The following is a 5257-nucleotide window of genomic DNA, read 5'->3' on the forward strand; positions in this document are numbered from 1 at the left end:
AATGATGAGCGTATTTTATATTTTTCGAGGGGCTTACGCACCCATCGCTATGATTGTGTCGCCCTGGGGGGCTTTCAAGGCAAATATTGCTTTAAAAATCTCTGAAATCCTCTAAATCCTAAAATCCTTAAATCCTTGTTTCTAAAATTTCTTAATCCCCTAAACCCTCTCAACCTTCTCAACTTTCTCAACCCCAAAAACGAGCAATTATCCTTTCAGAACTGCGGTAAACTGTTTACGCATAATTTTTCCACCCTTTGCATTTTGCGCTTCCCATAAAATAATATAAAGCCCCCGAGGTGCGTAATTGCCATTATCTTGGCAACCGTTCCAGTAAACGAATCCGGAATTATTCACCAACGCATAATCCGCTATCGTGCAAATTTTGCGACCGCTTAAATCAAAGACCTTGCAAGAAATACGATTGGAGGCAGCAAGGAGATTGTAGGCAAGGGTTATTTTTTCTCCTGCTTTGGCGTTACAAGGACTTCCTGAGAGCGTAACTTTCCCCAAATCAGGCAATTCGGAGGAAGGAATTGTGCTGTTGGGTAAGCCGGGAGTTCCTCCTCTTTCACTAAAACAATTTTGCCAGTAAAAAGTGGAATCAATTATCACTTTTTCGCGGGAGACACCTTTTAATATTTCCTCACCCGTATAAACCAAAGAATCCAAAGTTGCCGATTTATTTTTCAAGACCAAAATATCTCCGCCATTATTTAGATAAGTCCAACTCTCAGCTAAAATAATTGAGGCAGGTGGACAATCCGGATAGCGTATAAGTAAATTTTCCGGATTTCTACAAATGACATAATAGCCAATGGTTTCAGGCAAAGTAAAACGAATTTTGTCACCTGAACTATCCTCTATATAGTATATTCCTTTTTGGCTACAACCGCAATAAATTTCTATCCATTCTTGGTTAGCGGTTTCGGGATCGGCAAGAAATTCGTTGATGTAAGTATCTGGCTGAAAATCAGTTAAGATAGGAATAGTTAAAAGATTGTTGGTGGAATCCGGATCATCTGCATTGCTTATTTTTAGGGTTAAAGGGGTGGAATTGCACAAAAATGTTAGAGACAGCAAAAGGGAATCCAAAGCCGGAATGGGAGATATAATTTGCTGAGTTAGTAAGTTATTGTTTTGGGTAACAGTTAGTTCTGCCGAAACTGCAGGAGTAATCTGGCTGAGATTTTTCAGCCACAAGTCAAGAAAAGCACTGCCATTTTCATAAATAAGATTATAGGTGCCGAAAGTATAGTCGCAATATAGGTGATTTGCCAAACCGGGGGTTGGATTTGCTTCCGCAATAAAATCCGCTTCACAGTTATTTGTATCTCTGCCATCCATTTTTCTTGCCAGAGAACAACCAGCTAAAACATCGGGGGCAAAATAAATTCCCGGATTGTTATAATCGTCTGAGAGGAGATTGGTATTGGGCGAATCGTAAAGGACTGTATCCGTATAAGTTCCATCAGGACTTACATAGCGAATGCCATCTGTTTCACTACCCCCGTTTTGAAAGCTGAAATTGCAAAATAATTGAGCATTTACAATGGATGAACTTCCGATCAGCAAATAGCGATGAGGTCTTAATTCAAAAAAGGGAAGTGTGTATTGAACAATATAAGAAGAGCCACCGGAAAGAATTTTAGCTCCTTCCAATTGTTCATTGGAACTGCCATTATTATAAAGTTCTATCCATTCCCAGCCCTCGTCACTGCCCATTGGATCGTAACAGACCTCGTTAATAACGATTTCTGCATTAAAATATTGAACAAATAGGCAAAAGCATAAAAATAAAAGATAGGGCTTAATCCCGTTCATACAGTAATATTATGATTTCCGTTATTCAAATCCAAAGGCAGGGGTTTAATATTCCAGATCTTTTCGGAATATTCTTTTATGGCGCGGTCGCTGGAAAATTTCCCGATCCGAGCCACATTTTTGATCGCTTTGGTTATCCATTCTTGCCGGTTCAAATATAGCTCGTCAACCAAGTTGGAGGTCTCTACGAAGGAACGAAAATCAGCGATGGTGAAATATAAATCGCCTTCTTCCATCAATGCTTTCCAAATAGGCAAAAAGAGGTCTCTTTCACCTTCGTCGAAACTGCCGTCAATCAGTGAATCAATCACTCTTTTCAGTTCCGGATCGTTTTCATAAAAAGTGTGGGGATTATAGCCGCTCTGTTTCAGTTCCGTAACCTGTTCTGCCGTTAAACCAAAAATAAACATATTTTCAATGCCGATTTCTTCTGCCATTTCTATATTGGCGCCATCCAGGGTTCCCAAAGTAAGAGCTCCGTTTAAAGCAAATTTCATATTGCTGGTGCCGCTGGCTTCATAACCGGCAGTGGAAATTTGAATGGAGAGGTCTGCGGCGGGAATGATCTTTTCTGCCAGAGAAACGGAATAATCAGGCAAAAAGATAACTTTCAAACGGTCTTTCACATCTGGATCTGTATTTACCACTTCTGCCAAATTATTGATCAATTTAATCAAACGCTTTGCCAGAAAATAGCCGGGAGCAGCTTTTCCGGCAAAAATAACGGTGCGGGGAATAAAATCGCCTTTAGGATTATCTTTTATACGAAAGTAACGGGCAATTGTGCCTAACACATTCAGCAATTGCCGTTTATATTCATGCAAGCGTTTTATTTGGGCATCAAAAAGAGAATTTGTTTGCACTTTGATACCTGTTTCGCGATAAATGTATTTGCTTAGGTGATTCTTATTTATCTGTTTCACTTCCGCAAAGGAAGTTCGAAAATCGGGATCATCTATATATTGTTCAATCTGGCGAATTTCCTCCAGATTCCTGATCCATCCATCTCCGATATATTCAGAAATCAAGCTTGCCAATTGAGGATTGCAAGTATGTAGCCACAAACGCGGTGTGATGCCATTGGTTACATTCAGAAATTTGTTAGGATACATTTCTGCCAGATCGGGGAAAACTCTTTCCGAGAGAATTTTGGTATGCAAATTGGCAACGCCATTAACGGCTTTGGAACTATGAATTGCCAATTGAGCCATTTTGAGAGCTTTGCCGTTGGTTTCTTCAATGATGGAAATATTTCGCATTTTAGCTAAATTATCAGGATATAAACGAAGAACTTCTTGCATAACCAGATTATTGATTTGATAAATTAAAGATAAATGACGAGGCAGCAATGTCTCAAAAAGAGGAATGCCCCATTTTTCCAATGCCTCTGGTAAAATAGTATGATTAGTATAGGAAAAACAGCGCTTGGTTATATCCCAGGCGGTTTCAAAATCAAGGCGTTCCAAATCGATTAAAATGCGTAACATTTCAGGAATGGCAAGCGCCGGATGCGTATCATTCAATTGTATGGCTATTTTATCAGGCAGATCAGTAAAACTATCGTGTTCTCTTTTCCACTGAGTAAAAATATCTTGCAAAGTGGCAGACACGAAAAAATACTCCTGCTGCAAGCGTAATACTTTGCCCAAATGAACATTATCATTAGGATACAGCACTTTGCTGATGTTTTCTGAAAGGGTCTTTTTCTCCACTGCTTTCACATAGTCGCCATTATTAAAATATTCCAGATCAAATTCATCAGTGCTGGTTGCCTGCCACAATCGTAAGTTATTTACATTATCCACTCGATAACCGGGAACGGGAATGTCTCTTGCCACAGCCATAACATCTTCCGTATCAACCCAATGGTATTCAATTTTGCCATCGGGAAGGGTTTCGCAGATTTCCTTTCCTCCAAAACAAACCCGGTATGTAAGTTCCGGTCTATTTATTTCCCATGGGCAACCATTTTTGCGCCAATTATCTGGCTCTTCAACTTGATACCCTTGCACAATTTGCTGTTTAAAAATGCCAAAATCGTAACGAATTCCATAACCGAAAGCAGGATATGCCTGGGTTGCCAAAGAATCCATAAAACAGGCAGCCAATCTTCCTAACCCGCCATTGCCCAAACCCATATCCGGTTCCAATTCAATTATGTCTTCCAAGCGATAACCCATTTCCTTTAGCATATCATAGACCTCATTATACGCATCCAGATTGATTAAACTATTGGTAAGCATCCTGCCCATTAAAAATTCCATCGATAGGTAATAGACCTTTTTTACATCCTGTTTGCGATATTCATATTGAGTGCGTAACCACCTTTCAATTAATAGGTCTCGCAAACTTAATGCTAAAGCATAATATATATCCCATTTATTAACGGTAGTGGTATCTTTTATTAATGAGTATTCCAAGTGATTCAAAAATAAGGACTTTAGTTCACTTCCACATTCTTCTGCCTGATCTGAGAAGAAGATGGAATGGTAATCGTTTTTGGGTATAAAACCTTCTTTCATTGATTGTTCCTTTCCTTCATTCGTGCAAACCTTATTTCTAACTCCCAAAGAGGGATTTGTTGTCAAGATTTTTTTGCTCCGAAAATGGCAATAGGGGAGATAATGCTCAGCCCATTATAAATAATAGCAACATAATATCAGTTCGCCAATCATTTTTTTCTACTTTATCTAAAACTTCCCTCCTTACTTTTTTCCCAATTTCTTTATAACACCAAATGTTATAACGATTTGAACTCTCTCCCATATTTATTATTCTTTAATAACGCCTTTGTTTTGCCAGATGTTCTGCATAAGTTGTAGAAAACACATTTCTCCCTTTGCGGTCGGAAAAGAAATACAGGTAGGAATTTGGCTTTGCATTGATAACCGCTTTCAGGGTCTTAACGGAAGGATTGCAAATAGGGGTGGGAGGCAAGCCAGCATGAAGATAAGTATTATAGGGAGAATTAATTTGCGTATCTTCGTAAGTTAAGACATCGTGTTTTATGCCTTGGGGATCAAGTAAATAATTAACTGTAGCACAGGACTGAAGTGCCATTCCCTTTTGGATGCGGTTCAAAAATAGACCGGCAATAATTTCTTTTTCACTTTCCGTTCCTGCTTCTTTTTCTACAATGGAAGCCAGTATGAGTTTATCATAAAATTGGGGGATAGCCAAAGGGTCTATTCCCTCTTTATGCAAACGCTGGAAAAACTCGTCGGTCATTATTGCCAGAATGGAATCAGCTGGAATTTCAATTGGGAATTTATATGTTTCAGGATACAAAAAACCCTCCAATGAAGGCACATCAAAACCGGTATGTTTTTTTACTGGGGAAGGACTTGTGGCAGAGAGGTAAAGTTCATTATAATCTGCCAGACCACTGTGGTCTATTTTCCTGAGGGTTTTATACAGAGAAAGTCCTTCCGGA

3 protein-coding genes are annotated in these 5257 nt (G+C 39.1%); all 3 read right to left on the minus strand.

Going from position 1 to position 5257, the window contains the following annotated elements:
* Positions 1-207: 207 nt before the first annotated feature.
* Positions 208-1824 (minus strand): lamin tail domain-containing protein, encoded by a 1617-nt coding sequence (locus ABFC98_07425; GenBank protein ID MEN6445856.1) that lies wholly within the window; start codon positions 1822-1824, stop codon positions 208-210.
* The gene (locus ABFC98_07430; GenBank protein MEN6445857.1) at positions 1821-4346 is read right to left on the minus strand and encodes a glycogen/starch/alpha-glucan phosphorylase; all 2526 of its coding nucleotides are present in this window, start codon (positions 4344-4346) and stop codon (positions 1821-1823) included. Before ABFC98_07430 ends, ABFC98_07425 begins: the two co-directional genes overlap by 4 nt.
* A 256-nt stretch (positions 4347-4602) precedes the next feature.
* Positions 4603-5257 (minus strand): endolytic transglycosylase MltG (gene mltG, locus ABFC98_07435; GenBank protein ID MEN6445858.1); only part of this gene is annotated, 655 nt, incomplete at its 5' end.

This window comes from Candidatus Cloacimonas sp., from assembly GCA_039680785.1.
Lineage (GTDB): Bacteria > Cloacimonadota > Cloacimonadia > Cloacimonadales > Cloacimonadaceae > Cloacimonas.